Raw genomic sequence first — 24,414 nt, forward strand, 5'->3', positions numbered from 1 at the left:
ATGGGAAATAGTGTTGAAAATCTGGGGCTATCAACAGATGTTGCTCCGATTATACCTGACAAAGAGAGGAATAGCTTTATTATTCCTTGGGAAAATCAAGAGGATCTTTATATTTCATCAAACTACTTTCTTAAGCTCTATAAAGGAGAAATACCACTGGAAGATTTCCACCTTTATAGTTACAGCGTTAGGATAATCAAAGTCAACAAGTTTAAATGGTCATTTTCTCTAAGAAGAGATGGAAATTATAAAAGCAAATATCTCAAAATTGATCTCGAGATCAAAGAAATCGGATTGAAGGTTAAGTGCGATTGTAAAAAGCGTCATGATAGTCTGTGTGATTATGTAATTATTGGACTTTATCGTAAGTTTTTACTCAGTAATAAATTCTTACATGATTTATATGCAAAAGATATTGCCCTCCTACCCGAAAGTCAGCATAAGTTCTTTCAATTGGGTATTTCAAGGCTATATTACCGCAATGATAAGGTTTGTATTGAAAATCATAATCAATTTGGTCAGGTATATAATTACTTCGACCACCAGGAACTTGAATCGGAATTACTAGATGTAGCATCTGAAAACCAATGGCTAGGAAAGCTTGGGGCGCCTTTTCCGGACTTTATGTATGTTGTTCCTAGAGAGCGTCAGTTGGACGGACTGCCCTTTTTAATACCTTTTGAAATAGACAGTAAGATAAATTATTTAGGAGAATTTGGTAATGAGTTGGCGAATTTTGCTGATAGCGATGTTTTAAAAATCGATTTATGTCGTAAGATTCTAGCCTTTTCCAAAAGTCCACAAAGACAATTAGGGGATAGGGAAAAAGAAGACGTGCGAAATGACTTTAATCGTTTGGAGAAGGATTTTATCATCAGTGCTTGGCGTAAACTTTTGGAAGGAAAATCGGATCAAAGATTACGTGTTGCCTTTGTCGATAGAAATAATTTAAAAACTACAATTGAAAACTTCAAATATCCATCCAAATATCGTACAACTTATCGGAATGTGATTTTGGCGGGCGATGATCTTAGTCTGAAATTTCATTTGAAAGAAAGCAGCGATCACCTGCTTCTATCGTTAATTCTTGTCTACAAAGGAGAGGAGTTGAAAGACTATACATCCGAATGTCGGTCCAATTTCTTCTTTATCAATTTGAACGAAGATGAGTGTCTTTTTGTTGATAATCTTCAAAAGGAGTTTCTATTACGTTTCTTTTACAGTATTTCTACTAAAATCACGGTGTTAAAGAAGGACTATGAGGATTTCTTTACACATTTATTGATACCACTGTCAACATCGTTTCACATAGACCTTGAACCTTTAAACAAGGATACAGTTTTTATTTCTAATACCGCTCATCATGTGCCTCAATTTAAGGTTGTGGTGGAGAAAGACGACGATGATCATTTAAATTTCGAATTGAAAGCTACGCTGAGTGAAAAGGAAGAATATGTAATTCCATATGGAGGAAACTTGATTTTAAAACCGGAAAATGGAACCTGCCTGTATACGGAGAGAGATCTTGTTGGCGAGCATGAGTTTAATACCTTTATTGAAGCACAGTTGCCAAATTTGAAAAGCTGCACCAATAGAATGGTTAAGCGCTTGGAATGGCAGGCGCATAGCAACAGAAATAGACTGTATGAATTTATAAAAAAATGTAAGAGCAAGGGGTACAAAACTATTCTGAACAATATTTCAAAGGGAGCTTATTTGCTGCCACACCAACTGAAATGGGAAGTATTGGATATTCGTCAGGACAATAATGTATTTTCCATTTACATGATTTTCAAATTTGGAACAACGGCCTATTTACCGGGAGAGTTTGAAGAAAAGATCATAAACGACTACAGTAGCATCCAATTGGCAGATAAATCTTTCGGATATATTAAAGCCTCAGATAAAGCATTATTTGATGTGCTGTTTAATTATGCGCTGGTTGAAACCGACTGTCTTAAACTCACTTCAGCCCAATTGCTATCTTTCCAAACACGGCTGGATCGAATTGATCCCCGTATTATTCAAAATAGCCTAGCTGAACGTCGAAAGAAACTGTTGGATACGGATGAAATAGCCCTGTTGGATGTTCCAAAAGCGATCCAGGCAGAGTTGCGTCCTTACCAACAGGCAGGGTTTAGCTGGATGGTATTCTTAAGCGATTTTCAATGGGGCGGTATCTTGGCTGATGATATGGGATTAGGGAAAACATTACAGGCAATAACGCTTTTGGAATATTTCTATCAAAATAATCCAAAGGCAGCCCCCTCAATTATTATTGTACCCAATTCCCTACTATTCAATTGGCTGGCTGAATTCAAGAAATTTTCTCCAAATCGTCGAACATCTATTTATCATGGACAAAAAAGGAGGGAAGTCACGGAAATAGAGAACGAATCCATCTTGATTACAACCTATGGAACAGTTATGATGGAGCTTGACTTTCTTAAATCCCAGTCCTTTAGTTACATGATTTTAGATGAGTCGCAGGCGATAAAAAATCGTCATTCAAAAAGATTTAAATCGCTAACTGAGCTAAAGTCCTGCTATCGAATAGCGATGACTGGAACACCTATTGAAAATGGGGTGGAAGATATCTACGCACAAATGAGTATGGTCAACCCTGGTTTTTTTGGAACTTATGGCAGTTTCAATAACACTTATCGAGGGATCAAAGATGAAAATACAGCGCAAACAACTATCCTTGGGCTTCAAAAGATGATCCAACCTTTTATTCTTCGGCGTACAAAAAAACAGGTTGCCTTGGATCTTCCTGAAAAGACCGAGACAATTCTGTATATGGATATGCTTCCGGAGCAAAGAAAGATATATCATAAGGTCAGAAAGATATTCAAGGGGGAGATTGAAAGTAATCTGAATAGTGCCGATTCCACAAAATCCAAATTTTTGGCGATAGAGGCGCTGCAAAAACTACGACAGCTGTGCAATTCGCCCATGCTGATGAAAGATGGTGGCTTCGGTCATGATTCGATCAAATTGGATTTTATTGATGAGATCATGGATGAAGTAGCTCCGAATCATAAGATTCTTCTCTTTTCGGCGTATACGTCCATGCTAAAGCTCGTGGCACAACGAATCGAAAATAAGGGTATAGCGTATGCCTATCTTGATGGTAAAATGAATCAGGATCAGCGGCAAAATGCGGTCGAAAGATTTCAGAACGAGAACGGATGCCGTGTGTTTTTAATCAGCCTCAAAGCCGGAGGAACAGGCTTGAATCTGACCGCAGCTGATTATGTTTATATTTTGGATCCCTGGTGGAATCCCGCTGCCGAAGCACAGGCAATAGATCGGTGCTACCGCATTGGTCAGGACAAGCATGTCATGGCTTACAAGATTGTTTGTCGGGATTCCGTTGAGGAGTACATCTTAGCACTCCAAGAAAGTAAAAAACGAATATCCGAAGGACTTATTTTAGATGAAACGAATCTGATGAAATCGATCAGTAAAGAAGAGCTGCTTAAATTATTTGAATAACCAATTACAAAATAAATTATGAAAACAGAATCTATTCTAAAAACTTCCTATTCGGGAATGATGTATTCACACGATTTTCAGCTTTGGTACACCTATCTTAAGCGGCGTATTCAACAAGAGTGGAGGCCGGAGGAACTGTCGTTTTTACTGGGGAAAGCCGATCACGCTTATTTGGATTTTGAGAAAATGTATCAAGTTCGAAAATTTTTAATACAAGAGTCCATCCTGCTCGACCGCATCTATGCAAGTTCCTGCATAGAAGCGATGGAATTCCACCGTGAAAAATATGAAGTTTCCGAAGAGCGTCTCGTGCGCCTACATATCGAAGAGGATGAGGTAAAATGGAGTTATACGCTCGAATTACCTTGGCAGTTTGTAGCTGGAGATAATAAACCCGCTGCTCCAAAATTACAATTTGAAGAATGGAAGGCTGAAAAGGACCTTCAGATAGAATCGGATGCAATGTTGCATGTACGACAGAAAATTAACCTCCTTTTGGATGTGGATTTCTTCAGATCGGGGGCTTCTCCCTATCAGTTGTTTCGGAAAGTTAAGGATACGGGATTGGCTCACCTCCGGATTTATCCAAGACATTTGAAAAATGTACTGTATGGGCTCATTCAGCAAAATAAATTGGTCATCATAAATGTGGAAGGAAGGTATTCTTTTTATCCAGTTGATAGAAAGGGAGAGCATGCAATATTTAATTAGTGGTGGTGAGAGATAAAACAACGTACACAGCATAACGCTATGTTAAGTTTGATCAACTTTGTAAAATACGACGATCAAAATGTGTAGACCTAGCTAGTCACTGGCAAGGTACCTATAGTGATTATAACATGCAATCAAAATGAATCGCTATATTTAAGCATGCACGCAAAACCCGAACAACGTAAAACATCAATAGTGCCGACATTATACAACGTCCTTGTTGGTACTATTGGTGTTTTTGCTATTTTGACAGTTTGTTTCTATCATAATGATCTGGACGTCGACGGTAATTTAACCGTAGGATTTCCCTGGATATTCTTTCGGAAAGGGAGTGGCTATAGCCTGGATCTTAATGAGCAGGTCGGATACCACGAATTTGAACCTCTAAAATTGATCGGCAATATTCTTTTTTCTGCAACACTGGCTCTGATGATCTTCTGGATATATCGCGCCACCATAGGAAAGCGCTAGAAATTTTATAAATTTCATAAAGAATGCCAAGAATACATTCGCTAGTTTCAGGCTCCTTGACTACAATAAATTATTCTCCTTAATAAGGTTTCTGTAATACTGTAAACTCTCCTCTAAATAAGAAATATAACTCTCTTTGTCGCGTAAAAGCTGCTTTTCCTTTGCTAAGGGTAATTTTTCTTGCTTTAACTGAGCTGTCGGAGAATTGATCAGACTATTCATATCCGTGTTTAATATATCCGCAATTTGCTGTAAACGCTCAATGTCTATCTTCGTTGTTCCGATCTCAAGATTCTGATAGGCTTTTAATGATATATATAATTGTTCAGCCATTGCCCGTTGGGAAATCTTGAGATATTTCCTACGCTCTTTAACGGCTTTGATAATTTCTTGTGATGTAACATTGCTCATGGTTAATAGAATGCAAATTAATGTGAATACAGGGTTTGGTATAAACAAAGATAAGTATTTTGAAAATATAATCTACTTATGTGGTAGTCTTTATTTTTATTTATTTAAAAACCACTGCTATCCTCCTCGTAAAGCCTTCTTCGTAAAGGCGTATTAAATCTTCATAGCACCATTTAATATAGGAACATTTTCTACCTAACTGTTGGAAATGAATAGTCAAACCACTTATTTTTGAATAGTCTACTTATTTTGTAGTTTTTATAAAATAATAAACATATGACTAAAGTATTTACATTGATTGCATCGCTCACTTTCTCTACAGCGATTATGGCGCAGCATAAAACTGTTCTGTTAAACGGTCAAGTGACTGGCTATACCGCGCAGGACAAAGCTTTTCTGAGCTATCGGAATGGTACACAACGTGTCGTAGATTCCGTCAACATTGGTTCAAATGGAACATTTCAATTCAGTTATACGATTGCTGATCCGACAGTAGCCAGCCTAGCGGTAGGTAAGACACTTGCCCTGGCTCAACGTTCAAAAAATCTAACACTTTATCTTGAAAACACAGCGATCAAGGTTCAATCCACCGATTCATTAAAAAATCCATTGATCCAGGGAGGGAATACAAATAAGGAGCTTAGCCAATTGAAGAAACGGCTGGAACAAATTGCTCCTTTGCGTGATGCGTTGAATACAAAATATTTTTCGGCGAGCCCAGAGCAACGAAATTCCCCAGAATTCAAAAAAGAAATTGAACAGCTCAGTGAGCATTATCAGCTTGAGAATAAGAAAATTCTGGAAGCCTTTATCTCAGAGAATCCTAATTCTTTCGTTAGCTTAGACCGGATTGCAGAAGTTGTTGGCTATGCTCCTGAGGCTGACGAACTAGACCGATATTTCAAACAGCTCAGTCCAGAAATACGTCATTCGGAAAAAGGAAAAGCTTTTGCACTACAGATTGATCAAACCAAGGCGACATCAATCGGACAGATTGCTCCGGCTTTTACCCAGGCTAACCCGGATGGGAAAAATATCTCCCTTGCCGATTATCGGGGTAAATATGTGTTATTGGATTTCTGGGCAAGTTGGTGTGGCCCCTGCCGTCAGGAAAATCCCAATGTCGTAAAAGCTTATCATGCCCTAAAAAATAAAAAATTTACCGTGCTCGGCGTATCTTTAGATCAACCTGGCAAAAAGAACAGCTGGCTAAAAGCTATTGCAGATGATAAATTAGAGTGGGATCAGGTTTCGGACCTTAATTTTTGGGATAACCAGGTCGCTAAGCTTTATAATATCCGATCGATTCCTCAAAATTTTCTGATCGATCCCAATGGAAAAATTATTGCCAAAAACCTTCGCGGTGAAGATTTGGAACTCCAACTTTCTAAATATATCGTTGATTAAACAGTAAACATGCAGAATTTATGAAAAGACAGTTATCGATTTTATCCCGTAAAAAAAACATTTCCTCAACGACGGTCATTGTTGTTGACGAAAAATGGAAAGTGATTTTTATGCTACAACAGCTAACCTCAGCCTATATTTCCCAAGCACGAATGTGCATGCCTATTCCATATATGTAGGTCTAAACTACTCCCGCTATTTTATTCATTGACGATATGGGGTTTACCTCATGTTGTTCTACTTTTTTGTCGCAATAAGGGATGCCGAGCAAATGCCCCTAGGGTATTGCTTTGTCCCTGTGTGACATGCTACACTTTTATTAATCGAAAATTACAATGAAACAAAAATTAATCTATTTTTTGTTGGGAATCCTCTTTGTCATCCATGTCCAGGCACAGTCTGCTCGTAAAGTCAGCGGAATTGTATCTGCTGCGGATGGCACGCCTTTGGCTGGAGTTTCTATCCGGGTAGAGAACACAAAAGAAGCCACACAAACAGGTAGAGATGGTCAATATAGCATCCATGTCGCAGCTTCTGAAAAACTGATATTTAGCTTCATAGGCTATCAGGTCCGTCACATTGATTTAAAAGGACGATCATCGTTGGATATTGTGTTACTGAAAGAGGAGTCTGTCTTGGATGAAGTTGTGGTATCGGCAGGAGGAATTCTCCGAACTCCACGCGAGCAGGGCTATGCAACCACACAGGTTACCGGCGAAAACCTCACCCAGGGAAAATCACCGACTATTGCCGGAGGACTTCAGGGCAAGGTCCCAGGATTACAGATCAATCAGATCAGCAGTGGCGTAAATCCCAACTACAGGTTGGTGCTTAGAGGAAACAGATCTTTATTAGGAGACAATACGGCTTTGATCGTATTGGACAATGCGGTTGTAAGTAGCGATTTGCTCAACAATATTAATCCCGCCGATGTAGAGAATGTACAGGTCTTAAACGGCGCTGCCGGTGCAGCAGCATATGGGGCCGAAGGATCCAATGGAGTGCTTATCATTACAACAAAGAAGGGGCAGGCGGGACGTACCGCGATCAACTTGAGTAATACTTTTACGTTGGAGGAAATCAGTTTCTTCCCGAAGTTACAGGATAAGTTTGGCGCAGGATCCACTTCGGGTGCACAGATCTACAACCCCGAAGAGAACCAACAGTATGGTCCAGCCTTCGACGGGTCTACGGTTGCGATTGGTAACCCGCTGGAAAATGGTGAACAGCAATACGGCATATATTCTCCGCGCAAAGATCGTTTTGATTTTTGGAATGTCGGCCGCAATAACCAAACCGATCTTTCAATCTCCTCCGGAAATGATAAATCTTCTCAATACATTGCCGGGCAATATCTTACCGGTAGAGGAACAACCCCTGGCGATAAATACAATCGGATCTCTTTTCGTTTGAACGGTACAAGAGCTTTTTATCCCAATCTGACCCTGGATTATTCAGCGAGTTATGTCGAGAACTTTTATGATATTACCTCAGCCACAAGCTCCATTTATACACAGTTAACACAGACTCCAGCCAACATTCCATTATTGAGTTACAAAGACTATGTCAATAATCCTTTTGCAACACCTGATGGCTGGTACAATCCCTGGTACTTAAATCCGTATTGGACAGCGGATAATTACCGATCGAAAACAAAAAATAGCTATTTGACGGCCAAAATTGAACTGAAGTATCGTCCGACAACTTGGTTGGAGTTTACCTATAGACCCTCAATTTCCAACCGATGGTATGATTCAAAATCTGTTTCACCCAAACAGACATACTCGAGCTATTCTGTCAATACCATTGGACGTACCAATTTAGCGGGAGGTGTTTCGGATACTGAATATAACAGTGCCCGTATCAACCATGATCTTCAGATAGGCATAAAAAAGGATGTCAATGATTTCTCTTTCAATTTTAATCTGACCGGTACTGCCATTAGCCGACGGTATAAATCGGTGGCTGTTTCGGCATCAGGTCTTGAAATTCCGGGGCTTTACAACGTGTCCAACCGAATCGGGGAAGCTGGCGCCAGCGAGTCGAATACACTTGCGCGTACATTTGCGGTATGGGGTGATCTCCTGGTTGGATACAAGGATTATCTTTTCTTACATGCTACAGGCCGTAACGATTGGACATCCGTACTCAGCAAAGCAAATAGGTCTTATTTCTATCCTTCTGTAGACCTGTCTTTTATTCCAACAGATGCCTTCAAGCAATTAAAAGACAATTCGATTGTCAATTACTGGAAGTTGAGAGGAGGTCTGTCGCGCACTGGCTATGTCAACGTGGATCCTTACTCGTTAGTACCTACCTTCTCCTCAGTTACAGGATATAGTAGCGGAACTTTCTTTTCTCAGGGAAGCCGGATTATTTCATCTAATTTAAAACCGGAGATTACAACAGGGGTAGAGTTTGGTACCGATTTTAGGTTGTGGGATAACCGCATTGATGCAAATATCACGTACTATCATACCGGAACAACAGGACAGGCGATTCCTGCCGGGATAGCAATTTCTTCCGGCTATTCTCAATTTTATGTCAATACGGGTAAAGTTACAAACGAGGGGATTGAAACCGCTCTGCATATCACGCCTTTTCGTAGCAGAGACTTTCAGCTAACGGTTGGGGGAAACTATACGCACAATAAAAATATCTTACAGGATCTTTACCCTGGACTAGATCGTATTTCCATTAATGGAAGTAGTGTGATCTATGCACAGAAGGGCTACGAGCTGAATCAGATTATTGTTTCAGATTATGCCCGTGATGAGCAGGGCCGTGTCATTGTCGACGTAAATACGGGTTATCCTTCCGTGGCTTCTGAAAGCAAAATACTTGGCAATACCACACCACGTCACCGCTTGGGTCTTGATCTGTCTTTACGTTGGAAGGATTTCTCTTTCAGCACCCTTTTTGAATATCGTGGTGGATACAAATTTGCCGCTATAGACCTCGGTAGTACGCTTGATTTTGGCGGTTCATCGGCTCGAAGTGCCTACTACAACCGGGAGCAGTTTGTCTTTCCAAACTCTTCTTATTTAGATGCCACAAGTGGTCAATATGTGGCCAATGATCATATTACAGTTTCAGATGGCGGAGCTGGATTTTGGACTTCGGGTACATATAACAGAGGTGTGTACAGCAATTATGTGATTTCTGGAAATTATTGGAAGTGGCGCGAGGCCTCGCTTTCCTACCGCTTACCGCAGCATATCATTTCCCGCTTAAAAGGGGTGAAAGCTGCTTCAGTCAGCATCCAAGGGCGCAACCTATTGTTATTTGCCCCTAAGTCCAACGAATATACCGACCCTGATTACAGTGCCAATGATAACAATGCAATAGGAGTCTCGACAACAGGACAGACTCCACCGACACGCTATTTTGGGGCTACACTATCACTTACTTTTTAACTAGTGAACAATCATATACTTATTCTCAATGAAAAAATTACATTTGAAAAATATATTGTCCCTGGGGATCATCATTGCACTATCTTCTTGCTCACAATTGGATATCAATGAAAATCCCAATGCGGCAACCGAAGCAACAATAACACCCGACCTGGTATTGACCCAGGCGATTGCTGCCACGGCATCCAATATCGTTAGTTATCATTCATATGGAGCCTTTTTGGTGGGATATCAGCTTCCCGGTGGCGGGATTGGCGGGTATGGAGATACGTACACATATAACATCACATCCAATACCAATGTGGGATTGTGGAATAATGTGTTCAACAATCTTCGCGATTACCAATTTATTATCAACTACACACAAAAAAGCCCCGAGTATAAATTCTTTGGCGATATAGCGCGCATTTTTAAAGTGTTCAATTATCAGCTGCTCGTCGATGCCTACGGGGATGTACCTTACACAGAAGCGCTGCAGGGGGATAATAACTTGGCGCCCAAGTTTGACGATGATGCAGTGGTTTATCAGGCATTGGTTACCGAACTCGATGCGGTTATTGCGGATATTAAGCAGTATAAGGGTGATCTAAGTTACCGAAGTCTAACGAAAAAGACCGATCCGGTGTTTGCTGGTAACCTGGACAACTGGATTAAGTTTGCCAACAACCTTAAGCTGCGTCTTTTGGTGCGAGCAAGGGGTACTTCTATTGACAGCTTTGTCCAATCGGCTTTTAGTAAGTTCTCGACGGATGGATTTCTGATCGATGATGTACTCGTCGATCCCGGATATCAGGCCACGGCAACACAGAACCCTTTGTTTGCAAGTTTTCATAGCTCAACTGCTGGTTCAATTTCAACGGCCGCCAATTATTATGTGCCCTCTAAATATTTGTTTACATTTTATGACGGCCGTAAAATAACCGATGAGAAACGTGGCAAACTTACGTTCCGAAATTTTCCCAATACATCCATCGGTCAGCTTGGCGACGAAGTCAATAACCCCAATTCTGATGACTATGTGTGGTATGTTGGAACAGGAAGTGCAGATGCCCTAGGTGTATTGAAAGGACGTACCGCAGGTTTACCGATATTTCTTGCTTCGGAAACGTATTTCTTACTAGCCGAGGCGGCCTTATATGGGCACGAGCTTAATAGCTCGGCATCAAGCAACTTCGAAAAAGGTATTTTAGCTTCATTTACTTATCTGGAAAAGAATGCGACCAACGCATTGGCAACAGGACAGGTGCCTGCAACTGATGCCGCGAATTATAAAGCCGATAATAGCACAAATTATCTAGTCAATTATGCGTTAGCGACCTCGACCGCACAACGATTAGAAGCAATCATCACGCAGAAATATATTGCCTTGAATTTTTTTCATGGTCATGAGGCCTGGAACGAATTTCGCCGCACAGGATATCCAAAAATTGTCAATGGTTCGCAAGTTGCCACGGAAACATTTGCATCGGTCCAATCGGGTTCGCCCCGCGCGGATAAACTTCCAATACGAAATCTTTATCCACAGACTGAAATAAATTTAAATGTGAACGTTCCCAAATTGACGAATGGATTTTCGGATCCAATCTTTTGGGATATCAATTGATCAACATCATCAACTAAAGCTTGAAAATCAATGAAAATAAATAAAAAATCAGTATTAGGCCTGACAGCGGTCACCTTGAGTATGGCGCTCTGGGGCTGTGTAAAAGAAAAAGGTGTCTTTGAAGATGGTGGAAGCTCAGGCATTGTGCAGCTTGTACTTCCTGCACGGACAAGCAGTACGGCAATTGCCCGTGCTGTAACAACTGTTTTTGAAGCCCTTGACGTGGTGACCCTTCCTCTGAAAGTTCATTTGACAGGTGCACAGGGTGCCCCAGAAGACCTGAAGCTAACCTTTACAACCTGGCCTGGCAATCTAAATACGAAGCATTACCTACGCGTTTATATGCCGTCGACACCTATCATGTTACTATACCCAAAGGGGCAAAAGAAGCTGTTTTAAATGTTAAAATTTATCCTCCACGTTTTACAGCTACTGATTTTACCAAGTCCTATGCGCTTGGCATCCAGATACAGACCGCGACAGGTGGAAAGATCAGCGGAAATTATGCCGAAGGGATCTATGCTGTATCGATAAAGAATAAATACGATGGTGTTTATGAGATCACAGGAACCTACCAGGACTATGTCAATGCTGCCTTTAAAGGAATTTATCCACAGACCGCAAATCTGGTTACGCTCACAGGTAATACCACTGAAATTAATTATACAACCTTCAATAACGGTAGTTCTCCGCATTCCTATTATTTTAACGCGGGGGGATCAAATTCTTATTTCGGCAATTGGAGCCCGATATTCACGTTCGACAATGCAACAAATAAGGTCACAGCAGTGACAAACTATTATGGACAGGGTTCCAATAGTAGTGGACGGTATGGCGAGATCGACAATACGGCAAATAACTATTATGACCCAGCAACGAAAACCATACATGTGACGTATTATCTTGTCCAGCCTTCGGGACGTCGGGGAAAATTTACAGAGATCTATACGTTCAAGAAAACGCGTTAGTCCGTACGATTACCAAAGCACTTTTTCAATATATTTATAGCAATTTTGCGCGGCGGCTGAGTACACAGCCGCCTTTTTAGTATTACCTTTTTGTTAAGTCTCATCAGTTTGCTAACCCGGTTTAGTTAAAAACTGTTAATGTTTTGTTGACCCTGCCTTCATATAGCATTTGTAATCTTGTACCCATAAATCAAATGCGCTACTTATGAAATTTAAAGCCAACAATGTCTTTTGGTTGTTATGTACCATTGCAGCGAGCTCAACCGCTGTTCAAGCCAAACCGTTCACACTAACCACCTCGCAATTTACGTATGCACAGGGGATCGTCAAAGGCCGTGTCCTAGACGCCCAAGGAAACGCAATCGCAGGAGCAACCGTTCAAAATTTGAAAAGTAAAAAATCTGTTCAGTCTGACGAAAGAGGAAATTTCCAGATCGAAGCTGAAATGGGCGATAACCTGAGTATTTCCTTTATTGGATATAGCAGACTCGTGCAAGCTGTCAGCCAATCCAATGGGCAGATCTTTTCTCTAAAGACCGATGAAAACACACTGGAAGAAGTGACCATCTCTATCGGTTATCAGCGGATCAGAAAGTCGGATGTCACTGGCGCAATCGCTAGCGTTAAGGCGGAAGAGCTCAATCTGAGCGCACCAAAATTATCCCAGGCATTGGTTGGTAAAGTAGCAGGTGTACAGGTGATGCAGACAAGTGGCGCTCCATACGATGGGACCAAAATGCGCGTCCGCGGAATGGGATCGATCAATGCTGGTTCGGATCCATTGTACGTTATTGATGGATATCCAGCAGGAAACAATTTAAATATCAACCCCAATGATATTGAGTCTATCGATGTGTTAAAGGATGCCGCTTCTGCAGCGATCTATGGATCTCGTGGTGCTGGCGGTGTTGTCTTGATTACAACCAAGCGGGGTAAGGAAGGTAAAAGTAATGTGGACTACGAAGTATTGGGTGGCTTTGGTCAGCTCTCCAAGAAAATCGATGTTCTAAATTCGGAACAGTTTATTGATCTCCTGATTGATGGTCGTAACAATTCGTATAAAGACCTTCTGGCTACGAAAGGGATCGCCTGGAGCGACAGTAGACGCTTTGATGATAATAAAACACGTATTGCCAATGTTGGAAATGCCGGCTCAGTAAGTATTCCTGAAGACTACTATGACTTTGCGTCTGGTACAGCAAAAAAAGCAAAATATGATACGGATTGGCAGGACGCCTTATACCGTAATGCACCTTTCCAACGTCATAATCTATCAACCTATGGCGGTAACGAAAAAAATCGCTATTTCCTAAGTGGATCTTATCAGAATCAACAAGGGATCATGCTGGGGACGGATCAAAAAGTCTTTAATTTTCGTGCCAATATCGATAGCAAAGTAAGCAAGAGGTTGACCGTCGGCGCAAACGTATCGTTTACATATAACGACAATAACGAGGTGACGACAGGCCGTTACGACAGAAGTCCGTCTATGGCGGCTTTAATCTATCTGCCGACACTGCCGGTTTATAATGAAGACGGGACCTATGCCAAATACCTGATGGCTGATCTTTCGGCGAATAATTATGGTATCCAGAACCCTGAAAATCCACTGGCTTATGTTACTGAGATTAAAAACAACCGTCGTGGAAAGAGAGGAGTATACAACGCCTTTGCAGATTTTTCCATTATGGATGGCCTAAATCTAAAAGTAAACGGTGGACTGTCTACTTATGACGAGAAGTATGATTATTTCCGTCCGACAAGTATATCCGATGGAAACAACAAACCGTTTTCACCGCAGGCAATTTCTGCTGCCTATGCAGATGCCAAGACAAAAAATGAATTGGACAAATTGCTGGAAACAACGTTAAACTATAACAAGACCTTTGGTGGTAAACATCAGGTATCTGCGTTATTGGGCTATTCGGCTCAACGAACAGATTATGATTATCAAGGTGTGAGAGCCAACGGTTTTAATAATAATGCAATTGGGGAAATTACAGATAAAGGAGCCGATCCTTCTAATTTCCAATTGCTAAAAGACGATACGTTCAAACGTACGACAACGCTCCAGTCTTATTTCAGCCGCGTAAATTACAGCTTCGATTCGAAATATTTCCTTTCGGCATCCATTCGTACTGACGGTTCGTCACGCTTTGGACCGAACAGTAAATGGGGAACTTTCCCATCGGTTTCAGCCGGCTGGACCCTCTCCAAGGAAGAGTTTTATACGGATTGGTTAGGGCAACAATCGACAGTCAAACTAAGAGCGAGCTGGGGACGTAGTGGAAATAATAATATTGGTGATTACAATGCGATATCCGTGATCAACTCACCAGCGGGTGTGATCCTTGGGGATAAAGTAGAGACCTCTTATACAGCAGGCAATCTACTCGATCCAAAATTGAGCTGGGAAACAACTTCGCAATATAACGCTGGTCTTGATCTCGGTTTGTTGAAAGGCCGCCTCAACATTATGACCAACTTTTACCTGAGCCGTTCCTTCAATTTATTATTCAACCAGCCACTCTCCGCTGTGTCTGGATCAACAACGATCTTAACCAATCTCCCTAATTCAAAGGTGCAGAATAAAGGTTTTGATCTACAGATTGATGCAACACTGATTCGTAAAAATGAATTTGAATTAGGATTCAGTGGGAATATCAATGTCAACAGAAATAAAGTGCTCGATCTCGGTGGGGCTTCTACCATCCTGACGAATGGTGCTGAACGCTCCTACTTAACGCATATTACACAAGAAGGAAGTCCAATTGGTATGTTCTATGGTTTTAAAGTTCTGGGTGTTGCAACAGAGGAAAACTATAAAACTGTCGCACCTTCTGCGGCTTCAACAACCCCACTGCAACCAGGAGATCTTTATTTTGAAGATGTAGATGGCAATGGTATCGTCAATGATGCCGATAAACGTGTGATCGGCAATCCGCATCCTAATTTCACTTATGGCTTTGCCGTCAACGCACGCTATAAGGCATTCGATCTACGGGCATCATTTAATGGCTCCCAAGGGAATAAAGTGCTGGATGGCTATGATTATTACCTCTACAATATGGAAGGCTCCGGTAACCAATATGCGGATGTCGCACAACGCTACCGTTCGGCTCAAAATCCGGGAAATGGTAAAGTCTACCGTGCATCACGTGGCGGTACGCAAAGTAACAGTACACGTCTTTCCGATTTTTATCTGCAGGACGGTTCATTCTTGCGTATGACAAATATTGCCTTGGGTTATAATCTTCCCAAAAGTCTAGCGGAAAAACTAACACTTTCTGGGGTAAGGGTCTACGCGACCGTGGACAATCCATTTACGATTTCTAAATACAAAGGCTACAATCCGGAACCGGATTATAATCAACGCGGCAACCTGACTCCAGGTGTGGATTATGGGCTTTATCCATTGGTGAGATCATATAACCTTGGTGTGAAAGTAACGTTCTAATAGCAGGATCGAGGAGCTGTTGTGCGTAGGAATATCAAGGAAAGTCCCGTGTTAATAGCTCCAGTATTGTAAAAATAGTCCTACAGACTGCTCTTTGCAGTTCCGTGGGCTGATGAAAAATAAAAAAATAACAGGATGAAAAAAAGATATATATTACCCTTTGTTTTGTTGGCATTGTCTTCATGTACCAAAGATTTTTTAAATCAGAAAAATCCCAACGCCGTTACGATCGATGATTACTTCAAGTCGGAAAATGATGTGCTCTTGGCGGTTAACGGTCTTTACCAGTCCCTTCGTTCGGGAAGTACGATCGGAGAATCCAGTACATTGTATAATGAGGAACGTTCGGATAATAGTGGACGTAATGATAACCAATCCAACGCCGGGGAGCCATTCCAATTCAATGACTTTTCGTTGCTGCCAAGTAATACCTATCTAAAGACGCATTGGTCGGCTATGTATGCGGCAATCAGCCGCTGTAATGTGGTTCTGTCACATGTCGACGATGTAACCTTTACAAGTGCAGAATTAAAAGGACGTTATATTGCGGAAGCGAAATTCGTTCGTGCATTATTATATTTCCATATGGTGCGTAAATTCGGAGATATTCCATTATCTACGGTACAGGTGACCAGTAAAGAGCAAGCAAATGAATTAGCTTTTAGGCAAAAAGAGTCGGTTGTGTACGAACAGATCATTAAGGATTTGACAGAGGCATTGTCCAGCAATCTTCCCAATACGCAGAAAGATTACGTCATTGGCAGAGCATCTAAATCGGCTATTAATGCAATTTTGGGACAAGTATACTTAACGTTGGGAGCAACGCAGACGTCGGGGAGTGCAGAAAATTTTGCGAAAGCAGAACAGTACCTTAATGCGGCCTACCAAATGCGAACTTTTGGTAAACTGAACGAAATCCCCTATGCGGATGTTTTCGATGTGACCAAGAAAAATAGCTGTAAAGAACTTGTTTTTCAGATTCAGTACAAACAAGGTGACCAAAACTATAGCTCGAGTATTGCCCGTAATTACCAGGCGAGAGGGGAGACCATCAACTCACGCTATAACTCTACAGGTGCTGGCGAAGTTGCGAAACTAGATTTGATTAAAGATTACGAGCAAGACGATATCCGAAAAGGCTTCTCGGTAAAGTTTGCCGCCAATACGCAAGTTAACGATTGGTTTGTAACCAAATTTAGAGATAACAGTGACGCTGCCGGTACCAATGGTTGGGGTGGAAATGACTGGATCTTGATCCGTTACGCAGATGTGATGCTGTTGTTGGCAGAAGCAAAATATCACTTGGGTAAAGATGCGGAAGCTATCGTGCTTTTGGATCAGGTACGTGAACGTGCTGGATTGCCTTCGTATGCTACTTCAATGCTAAATACTACCTATCGTAGTAAATATCCAACCTTAAAGGAGGCCATATTGCATGAACGCCGTGTAGAACTGGCATTTGAAAACCAACGTTGGTTTGATTTGATCCGTAATTATAATGCACAAGAACTGGTGACTTATTTCAAAACGAAGAGCCAGGCTGATTATGGAAATGCTAAAATCTCCAATATCTCGACAAAAGATCGATATTATCCAATTCCTTTTGATGAATATAAGCTGGATCCGGCACGTATGTATCAAAACCCTGGTTATTAATCTGCAATGGAATAGATATGATAAAAAATATCAGAAAGATCTTATTACTTGTCTTTGGAATATGCTGCCTGCATATTTCCAAAGGTCAAGTAAATACTACACCTGTTGGACCACAGGATTGGCTGATCAAGAAGAATTATTATGCATCCTATTTGCTCTTAAAAGATCCTGCCCTTATACAGGAGCTCGTGGGCTCCAAGCCGATAGCACAGGTATTGGAAAAACGGTTCGAACGTTTTAACAACAGCGCCAGTTGTACCGATCTCACGTGCTATTTGAATGCCTTCAAATGGCAGGAGAACGAAATTGACCTGTTGGTAGAGCAATTGGCGGAGCAAATTGGTCATAACAAGAAATTGGACCAGCTTGTTCAGGCTAATCTTATTCCATCAATGACCTATGGTGTGTTGCATCATGAAACGGCAAAGGCCTATTTTACGAAAGCCTTGAAACAGGATTTAAAGGCAATGAATTATGTGGTGGACGTCTATGGCGGAGGTAAAAGTCCCAATTACCCCAAAATAGATTCGATCTCTTTCGATGTAAAACGTGCGGCCTACCTTCATCTTCTAGACGATGTTCGCCAAGACGTCCGCAAGGATATTCCAACACATAAAACGGCATTTTTTTTGACCATGATGACTGCGGTACGCTTGTTGGAAATTAATGAGCGATGGGACGCGGCACAACTAGAACCGCTGATTGAACTCGAAAACAAGAAAGCTTACGAAGCGATCAAAAATACCGACTTCGCAAGCTATCCCTATAGTCTGTTGCTGACCTTAGGTGCAGGCCCCGAGGTGTATGGACAGCCTATTAGTCCTGGTGGAATGCTACGTGCGCGAATGGCAGCCCGAAGCTACTTTGAAAAATTGGCCCCTTTTATTGTGTTGTCTGGCGGTAAAGTACATCCCTATAAGACTCGCTTTATTGAGGCAATAGAAATGAAAAAGTATCTGATCGAGATTATGGGAGTACCTGAAGCAGCAATATTGATTGATCCACATGCGAGACATACGACCACAAATTTGCGTAATACAGCACGTATCCTGTTGAATTATGGTTTTCCGAAAGATAAATACGCCATCGTTAACAGTAGTAAAGTGCACATTGATGCGGTGGAAAAAATGGGCGATCGTTGTATACGTGAATTGGGGTATATTCCTTATACATTGGGTAAACGAATTTCAGATGTGATCATCGAGTTCAAGGCAAAAGAAGAGGCCTATACGATCGATCCTGATGAACCATTAGACCCCTAGCCGACTAAGTAGGCCAATTGCTAATCCATTAACTGAGCGGATCGGCTTTGTCTATGGCTTATGGGAAGGCATGAAAAAGGTCCGTAGCATTGCAAGCTACGGACCTTTTTTATTTTAAAATAATGGACTTTCCTTCTTTAGCCGAGCGTTTTGCCGCTTCCAGGATTTCGACCACAGTGACATTATTATTGATCGATCCGAGATCATTTTCTGGTGGCATGGCATCTTTCAGAACCTGTTCCAGATAGGCAATATGGTTCTCAAAATAGGGGACCGTAGTCGGTACAGGTGTAGGTGGATCATTCTGCTGTTTGTATTTTAGAAGCTCTTTATCGTTTTTAGCGTAGAGCTGAGCTTTTGTGCCAAACACCTGCAGATCTTTAACACTGTATGGCCAAGCCCAGGAAGCTTGAATAATACCCGTGCTGCCATCACGGTAGCTTAGTATGATGGTAGCGTTGTCATCGACTTTTGGATAAACCTCAGGCTTGAGCTGTTGTGTAAAGGCTGTCACTGAAATTGGCCTTTCTCCATTTTTGAGCCAGGTCATCAGATTGGCGCCATAACAGCCAAAATCCATCACTGCACCGCCACCATTTTTTTTCGGATCAGTAAGCCAGTCGAGGAAGTAATTGCTACAGCCAATTTCTTTAGGTCCTTCGTGTCCGTCTTTTACAAGTATACGTGTGATTTTTCCAATTTCACCCTTGTCGACCAGCTGCTTCAACTGTTGATTACTTTTATACCAGGTTGTTTCGTAATTTACCAAAAAGGGTGTTTCGAACTGTTTGGACAAAAATGCAATACGTTTTGCGTCAGAAAGAGTCGTAGCAAGAGGCTTCTCTACCATTACAGGGATCTTAAGCGGGAGACAGGTCTCTGCGACGCGGATATGCTCATCGGTTGGATTGTAGGCGAGTACCGCATCCGGTTTGACATGTTTCAATAAGCTGGGTAAGTCATGGTAGAAGATTGCGTCAGGTAAATTATACTGCGTTCGTATTTTGTTTGATAAGGTTTGATTCGGTTCGGCAATACCGATAATATCGACTTTTTTATCCTTATATAAATTTAAAAGCAAGAATACGTGGTCATGGTTGAGCCCTGCAACAGCAACCTTAAGCCGTTCACTGGCCTGTGCAATTTGTTGGAAGAATAGGAGCAGGAAAACTAGGCGGATAAGATGCTTCATATGTTAAGTTTAGTTATTATAAATATACCGATTTGTGCTGAGGATACCCGTTGTAAATCCAGGTAACTTTGCGGTGCGACCGGATGATATCGGCAACAATGTCAAAATAGGTTTCTCCACGACCAGCTTTTAGCTCATCTAGTTTCTTTTGAATATGCGTTTGATTGAATGGTGATTCTGCTCCAAGTTTACCTTGATAATAGGCCAAAGTTGTTTCAACGCCCAATGACGTCCTGCTGTGTGCAATATCCTTCCAAACAATGCAATGTGAAGCTGCGTCTTTGAAGGTCCCAAATCCACCGTAAAGCAGGTCGTCAAAACCGTCTAGGCTTCCTATCTTCCAGCTTTCGCTGGACATGTAGACGGCATTGATTTCATCGTAAAAACTTGCAATATCGTTAATGTTACAGCCATCAACCACAGCCACGCCGAGATCGGGATTGCTCCCCACAAGTTGCTTAAAATCCGTCCATAGATCCTTCGCAGGAAATATTAAGTCATCCTCTTTATCTTGCCATTTGTTTAACAATTGAACGAGTTCGGTTCTAATGGTACTGGGATGATAGGTCAATGAAGACAAAAATGACCTTAACGCAGTGCTATCCGAATCACTGACCAAAAAATGCGCAAGTGTACCGACCAATTTTTTTTCATCTGTTTTCATCACTGACCTTTATTTTTAATCTTCTGATAATAGTCTAACGAAATCGTTTGCGGTTTTTTAACAAAAAATCCTATACATTTAACGATACATTTAAGGATAAATCTAATGTTATGTTCTACCGATTTACGTGCTATAGTATATTAACCCTTGTGAATATACTCTTTACGTTTGGGATTCCTGTATTTGGGCAGCAACATCCTAACGTTATTGTCATCTTGAGCGACGATGGAGGTTATGATGATTTTGGTTGTTACGGCGGAAAGGAGGTCTACACCCCAAATATTGATGCACTTGCACAAAAAGGGGTGCGTTTTCAGTCGGCCTATGCCTCAGCTTCGGTGTGCGCCCCTTCTCGCGCGGGACTACTTTCTGGCCGATATCAACAGCGTTTTGGTTTTGAACATAATATTTCCAAACGTCCAACAGCGGGCGTCGCACCAGAGGACATCGGGATGGATACACAGGTAGCCACCATCGCCGACTTTATGAAGTATAACGGCTATAAAACTGTGGCCATTGGCAAATGGCATCAGGGGGATGGCCCACAATTTAATCCGCTTAAACGTGGATTTGATCATTTCTATGGTTTTATTGGCGGCGACCGTCCTTACTTCCCAATCCAGGGAGCCGTTAAGCCAACGCAGCTGCTTTATGACGATCAACGTGTAGTCCCCGAAGATTCGATTCGTTATTTGACAGAAACATTGACTGATAAAGCAATTTCGTATGTTCATCAGTATAGAAGCCAGCCTTTTTTTATGTATTTAGCATTCAATGCTGTGCATACACCCGTCGAAGCACCCCTGAAGACCATTGAAAAGTATAAAAATGTAGCCGTTCCATTGCGACGGGCTTATCTGGCTATGTTGGACAATATGGATGAAAATATTGGAGGTCTGGTCAACCATTTAAAGCAAGAAGGACTTTATGAAAACACCTTAATCATTTTTATGAATGATAATGGTGCGGCAACAAATAATGGTGCAGACAATGGGCAATTGCGTGGTTTAAAGGGATCAAAATGGGAAGGTGGAATTCGGGTTCCCCTTATTATGCAGTGGCCAGCCAAGCTACCGAAAGGGATAACATCCGATGCCATGGTATCGGGTATGGATATTTTACCCACGAGCATCGAGGCAATAAAAGGTAAGAAAATCCCTAGGCAGCAAATCGATGGCATCAGTTTGCTATCTTCCTATAAGGATGTGAAAAATGGGCACGACTATTTATTCTGGCGTCGAGGGATTGCACGTGCTGTGCGACATAGAGAGTGGAAACTGATTGTGGTTAAAGATGATCCGATATTATTGTTCAATCTTAGGGATGACCTTCGGGAACAGCACAATCTGGCCACGAAGTATCCTGAGCGTGTAAAGGAGATGCTGCATAAACTGACGGAATGGGAAAAGGGACTGGAGAATCCAAAATGGCTAAGCTCTGTATTGGACAATGATCAAAATCAACTGATGAAACACCGGATGGATGTCGTCGGACGAGCCGCAGAACGACAATATCCTTAAGTAAAGAATACTAAAAACAGATGAAAGGACTAATCCTATTTTTATTGTCCTTTGCCTTAGTTATGGCAAAGGCGCAGAACAGCGATACGTTTGTGCGTATTAAAAAGCATATATACGATGATGAATTAAGTGGCCCATTGCCCGGTGCAGATAAAACACGAAGCCTATGTAATCAACTGCGTGCGGACGGTACCTGGGCAGATATCGATTACAGCAGTAAGTCAATATCGCTTTGGCCTCCGGGAGAACATTTGGATCGATTAAGGACACTTATTGTTGCCTATGTGTCTCCGCAAAGTGCATCTTATCAGCAAAAATTACTTTACGATAAAATCCTGCTTGCGGCACAATATTGGGCGAATAATCGTTTTGAATCTTCGAATTGGTGGCATAACGAAATCGCTTCTCCAAAGGCCATCGGTGTTTGTCTGATCCTGATGAAATTTGGAAAGGAAAAAATTCCTACTACACTAGAGACTCCACTTGTTGAGCTGATGAAGCGTGGTGATCCTTACACAAAAACAGGAGCGAATAAAAGTGATATTGCCATGCACTATTTTTATCGTGCATTGATCTTGGAAGATGAAAATCTTTTAGCTGCTGCTATGGAGCAGCTGCTTTTTCCGATACAGCTTGTGAATGGCAAGGAAGGACTGCAATATGATTTCTCTTACTTACAACATGGCCCTCAATTATACATTGCAGGCTATGGGGAGGAATTTCTGAAGGGGATCTCAAAAGTTATGGCTTATGTGCGCGAGACACCGTATGCTGTTGATCAGAAAAAACTGGATCTTTTTGAACGTTTTCTCACAGAAACATATTTACCAATTATACGTTCGCGTTATATCGATTTTAATGTACATGGCCGTGGGATCTCACGCCCCAATATCTTGGAAAAGACACAGGAGACTGCCATATTAAAACAAATGAAGCTGATCGATCCAGCTAAAAATGCTGTTTGGAATAAAGCGCTGGCAAAATTGGATAGTGTGCAGCCTTTTGACGCCGAAAATATCGAGGCCCACCGTCATTACTGGAAAGGTGACTACACCACTCATTTACGTAAGCAATTTCATTTTAATGTTCGATTGGCCAGTAGCCGTACCAATAAATCGGAGTCTGGAAATGGAGAAAATATGCTTGGTCGTAATATGTCAGATGGTGCGACCAATATTCAGGTGTTTGGACCGGAATATTATAACATTATGCCTGTATGGGAATGGGATAAAATTCCTGGAACGACAACGCGCGATTATCCGGGCGACCTGGAGCTGAAAGAACAATGGGGAGCACTTGCTGCAAATAACTTTGCAGGCGGCGTAAGCAACGATAAGACAGGGGCTTCAGCTATGTCGGTCGATTACGACGGGGTCAAGGCTCAAAAAGCCTGGTTCTTTTTCGATCGGGAAATTGTTTGTTTGGGGGCTGGGATTCATTGTGCAGCGCCAGAAGCTGTGGTAACAACCTTAAACCAAACCTGGCTTAATGGACCCGTTGTCTGGAATGGAAAGGAAACGTCGATGCTCGATTCAGTACAGCGAATTGTCAAAAAAGGCGAATTTATAACCCATAATAATGTCCTGTATTATTTTCCAACAGCGATGAACGTTGGATTGACAACAAAGGATCAGGTCGGCTCCTGGTATCGTATCAACCGTTCCCGTTCCAAAGATGCTGTACATGGAAAGGTCTTCAAGCTCTGGTTTGATCATGCTGTTGCACCGAACAATGCGAGCTATGCCTATATTGTTTTGCCTGGCACCAAAACTGTTGATAAAAAAGTAATGCAGCGCATAAAAATTTGGCAGAATACTCCGGATATACAGGCCGTGGAGCATAAAGGGAGCGGGATTCTACAGCTGGTTTGTTATCAAGCGGGAACGTACCAAGTTGGCGATTGGTCTATTAAGCTCGATCAACCTGCTATCATGCAACTGAACCTGCTGGAACCTAAAAAGATTCAGCTTGATATAGCAGACCCACTGCAAAAAGCCAAAATAGTGAAGGTTCAGCTTGTCAATAAACAGCTTCGAGTAAATCAATCGTTGGAGCTTTCGCTTCCACAGGGCGAGTACGCTGGAAGTACTGTAAGCAACCGAATCACTATCGGGAAGAAATAATCCGGATACAATTGGAAAGCTTATAAAAATACCAAGAGGCTGTCTCAAAAAGGCA

General features: G+C 41.7%; 17 protein-coding genes. 14 read left to right on the plus strand and 3 right to left on the minus strand.

Annotation, left to right across the window (positions count from 1 at the left end; genetic code table 11):
• The 3 genes from B2O97_RS14680 to B2O97_RS14690 all read left to right on the plus strand — a co-directional run bounded on the left by B2O97_RS14680 (position 1) and on the right by B2O97_RS14690 (position 4,680).
• Complete coding sequence (locus B2O97_RS14680; protein ID WP_286767627.1) at positions 1-3,498, plus strand: DEAD/DEAH box helicase; 3,498 nt, start codon at positions 1-3, stop codon at positions 3,496-3,498.
• An 18-nt stretch (positions 3,499-3,516) separates the two neighbouring features.
• Positions 3,517-4,209 carry a hypothetical protein gene (locus B2O97_RS14685; RefSeq protein ID WP_046674172.1) on the plus strand — a complete coding sequence of 231 codons (693 nt, stop codon included), beginning with the start codon at positions 3,517-3,519 and terminating at the stop codon, positions 4,207-4,209.
• Between the two features lie 159 nt (positions 4,210-4,368).
• Positions 4,369-4,680 carry a hypothetical protein gene (locus B2O97_RS14690; RefSeq protein ID WP_286752270.1) on the plus strand — a complete coding sequence of 104 codons (312 nt, stop codon included), beginning with the start codon at positions 4,369-4,371 and terminating at the stop codon, positions 4,678-4,680.
• 60 nt (positions 4,681-4,740) lie between these two features.
• Here B2O97_RS14690 and B2O97_RS14695 read toward each other — a convergent pair whose 3' ends face one another.
• The gene (locus B2O97_RS14695) at positions 4,741-5,091 is read right to left on the minus strand and encodes a helix-turn-helix domain-containing protein (RefSeq protein ID WP_286767628.1); all 351 of its coding nucleotides are present in this window, start codon (positions 5,089-5,091) and stop codon (positions 4,741-4,743) included.
• Positions 5,092-5,367: 276 nt separating this feature from the next.
• On the opposite strand from B2O97_RS14695, the gene B2O97_RS14700 reads away from it, so the two are divergent.
• The 9 genes from B2O97_RS14700 to B2O97_RS14740 all read left to right on the plus strand — a co-directional run bounded on the left by B2O97_RS14700 (position 5,368) and on the right by B2O97_RS14740 (position 18,860).
• On the plus strand, positions 5,368-6,498 hold the full coding sequence (locus tag B2O97_RS14700) for a TlpA disulfide reductase family protein (RefSeq protein WP_286752272.1): 1,131 nt from the start codon (positions 5,368-5,370) through the stop codon (positions 6,496-6,498).
• 20 nt (positions 6,499-6,518) lie between these two features.
• On the plus strand, positions 6,519-6,677 hold the full coding sequence (locus B2O97_RS14705; protein WP_286752273.1) for a hypothetical protein: 159 nt from the start codon (positions 6,519-6,521) through the stop codon (positions 6,675-6,677).
• A 156-nt stretch (positions 6,678-6,833) separates the two neighbouring features.
• Positions 6,834-9,914, plus strand: a complete 3,081-nt coding sequence (locus B2O97_RS14710; protein ID WP_286767629.1) for a SusC/RagA family TonB-linked outer membrane protein — start codon at positions 6,834-6,836, stop codon at positions 9,912-9,914.
• A 28-nt stretch (positions 9,915-9,942) separates the two neighbouring features.
• Positions 9,943-11,517, plus strand: a complete 1,575-nt coding sequence (locus tag B2O97_RS14715; protein ID WP_286767630.1) for a SusD/RagB family nutrient-binding outer membrane lipoprotein — start codon at positions 9,943-9,945, stop codon at positions 11,515-11,517.
• A 30-nt stretch (positions 11,518-11,547) separates the two neighbouring features.
• Positions 11,548-11,916, plus strand: coding sequence for a hypothetical protein (locus B2O97_RS14720; RefSeq protein ID WP_286767631.1), 369 nt, complete (start codon positions 11,548-11,550; stop codon positions 11,914-11,916).
• Positions 11,817-12,485 (plus strand): BT_3987 domain-containing protein, encoded by a 669-nt coding sequence (locus B2O97_RS25265; protein WP_369012019.1) that lies wholly within the window; start codon positions 11,817-11,819, stop codon positions 12,483-12,485. Before B2O97_RS14720 ends, B2O97_RS25265 begins: the two co-directional genes overlap by 100 nt.
• A 205-nt stretch (positions 12,486-12,690) precedes the next feature.
• Positions 12,691-15,942 (plus strand): SusC/RagA family TonB-linked outer membrane protein, encoded by a 3,252-nt coding sequence (locus B2O97_RS14730; protein WP_286767633.1) that lies wholly within the window; start codon positions 12,691-12,693, stop codon positions 15,940-15,942.
• A gap of 135 nt (positions 15,943-16,077) precedes the next feature.
• Entirely contained in the window at positions 16,078-17,598 is a 1,521-nt protein-coding gene (locus B2O97_RS14735) for a RagB/SusD family nutrient uptake outer membrane protein (RefSeq protein ID WP_286709382.1), read from the plus strand.
• 17 nt (positions 17,599-17,615) lie between these two features.
• A complete protein-coding gene (locus B2O97_RS14740; RefSeq protein WP_286709383.1) occupies positions 17,616-18,860 on the plus strand; it encodes a YdcF family protein in 1,245 nt (414 codons plus the stop codon).
• A gap of 109 nt (positions 18,861-18,969) precedes the next feature.
• On the opposite strand, the gene B2O97_RS14745 is transcribed toward B2O97_RS14740, so the two are convergent.
• Both B2O97_RS14745 and B2O97_RS14750 read right to left on the minus strand, forming a co-directional pair.
• The gene (locus B2O97_RS14745; protein WP_286767634.1) at positions 18,970-20,052 is read right to left on the minus strand and encodes a Gfo/Idh/MocA family protein; all 1,083 of its coding nucleotides are present in this window, start codon (positions 20,050-20,052) and stop codon (positions 18,970-18,972) included.
• Between the two features lie 16 nt (positions 20,053-20,068).
• Positions 20,069-20,716 carry a hypothetical protein gene (locus tag B2O97_RS14750; protein WP_286767635.1) on the minus strand — a complete coding sequence of 216 codons (648 nt, stop codon included), beginning with the start codon at positions 20,714-20,716 and terminating at the stop codon, positions 20,069-20,071.
• A 149-nt stretch (positions 20,717-20,865) separates the two neighbouring features.
• Between B2O97_RS14750 and B2O97_RS14755 the strand changes: the two genes are divergently transcribed.
• Both B2O97_RS14755 and B2O97_RS14760 read left to right on the plus strand, forming a co-directional pair.
• Complete coding sequence (locus B2O97_RS14755) at positions 20,866-22,236, plus strand: sulfatase-like hydrolase/transferase (RefSeq protein WP_286709386.1); 1,371 nt, start codon at positions 20,866-20,868, stop codon at positions 22,234-22,236.
• A 20-nt stretch (positions 22,237-22,256) separates the two neighbouring features.
• The gene (locus B2O97_RS14760; RefSeq protein ID WP_070563436.1) at positions 22,257-24,359 is read left to right on the plus strand and encodes a polysaccharide lyase 8 family protein; all 2,103 of its coding nucleotides are present in this window, start codon (positions 22,257-22,259) and stop codon (positions 24,357-24,359) included.
• Positions 24,360-24,414 lie beyond the last annotated feature (55 nt).

The organism is Sphingobacterium sp. UBA865, assembly GCF_002295765.1.
Classification (GTDB): domain Bacteria; phylum Bacteroidota; class Bacteroidia; order Sphingobacteriales; family Sphingobacteriaceae; genus Sphingobacterium; species Sphingobacterium multivorum.